The sequence below is a fragment of the Frankia nepalensis genome, assembly GCF_016786325.1.
Taxonomy (GTDB): Bacteria; Actinomycetota; Actinomycetes; order Frankiales; family Frankiaceae; genus Pseudofrankia; species Pseudofrankia nepalensis.
In genome coordinates this window covers 19,419-20,562 of record NZ_JADWYU010000125.1, presented here as the reverse complement: position 1 = coordinate 20,562, position 1,144 = coordinate 19,419, and the positions used below count along the sequence as shown (strand labels likewise).

1 protein-coding gene is annotated in these 1,144 nt (G+C 73.4%); it reads right to left on the bottom strand.

The genetic code is table 11. From position 1 onward, the window contains the following. Positions 1-199: 199 nt before the first annotated feature. Complete coding sequence (locus I6A81_RS16530; RefSeq protein ID WP_203004311.1) at positions 200-1,012, bottom strand: Fpg/Nei family DNA glycosylase; 813 nt, start codon at positions 1,010-1,012, stop codon at positions 200-202. Positions 1,013-1,144: the final 132 nt, after the last annotated feature.

Genomic DNA, 1,144 nt, shown 5'->3' with positions numbered 1-1,144 from the left:
CCGCGGACACTTCACCGGCACCGGCCCACGGCGCGGGCAAACCTTCGCCGATGCGGCATTAGCCCTGGGATCGGCCATGAGCTGTGATGCCGGACAAGATGTCTTCGGCACCACAGCTCATGGGATCATGGTCAAAGGCGTCGTTCTTCCTTTAGGCGTCCCGGTGGCACGAGGGCGCGGCGGTGACGACGACGCGTTCCTATCGCGGCGGCTGGCAGGTGGGGCACCAGAAGAGGTTGCGGCCGGCGATGATCTCGGTGCGGACCGCGGTGCCGCAGATCAGGCAGGGCGCGGCGGCGCGGCGGTACACGTAGACCTCGCCGCCGTGGTCGTCGACGCGCGGCGGGCGGCCCATCGCCTCAGGGGTGTGCTCCGGCCGCACGGTGTCGATCCGGCCGGTGCGCACGCCCTCGGCCATCAGCTCGGCCAGGTCGGCCCAGAGCACATCCCACTCGGCGCGGGTCAGGCTCCGGCCCGGCCGCCGCGGGTCGAGGCCCGCGCGGAACAGCACCTCGGCGCGGTAGATGTTGCCCGGCCCGGCGACCACCGTCTGATCCATGAGAAGCACCGCGATCGGGGTGATCCGGCGCGAGATCCTGCGCCAGGCGAGCTCCGGGTCGGCGTCGGGCCGCAGCGGGTCCGGGCCCAGCCGGTCGCGCAGCGCCTTCACCTCGCCCGGTTCCAGCAGATCGCAGGCGTTGGGGCCGCGAAGGTCGGCGTAGTCGGCATCACCGACGAGACGCAGCCGGATCGCACCCGTCGGCGCGGGCGCCGGCAACGGACCGAAGGAGTAGGTGCCGTAGATGCCCAGGTGGATGTGCAGGACCTGATCGTCGTCGAACCGGAGCAGCAGGTGCTTGCCGTGCGCCTCGGCCTCGTCCAGCACGCGGCCGTCCAGCCGGCGCGCGCCGTCGGTGAACCGTCCCTGCGGGCTCTCGACCCGCACAGGCCGGCCGCGGAACATCCGTTCGTGCAGCGCGGCCAGGCGGTGCACGGTGTGTCCTTCGGGCATAGCCGGCCGAGCATACCGACCCAGCCGGGCCCACCGCGCTCCCCGGCGACCGGCTCGCTCCCCGGCGACCGGCTCGCTCCCCGGCGACCGGCTCGCTCCCCGGCGACCGGCTCGCTCCCCGGCGACCGGCTC

Coding starts and splice junctions, on each gene's coding strand:
- I6A81_RS16530 (WP_203004311.1), bottom strand. CDS start 1,012: ATGCCCGAAGGACACACCGTGCACCGCCTGGCCGCGCTGCACGAACGG.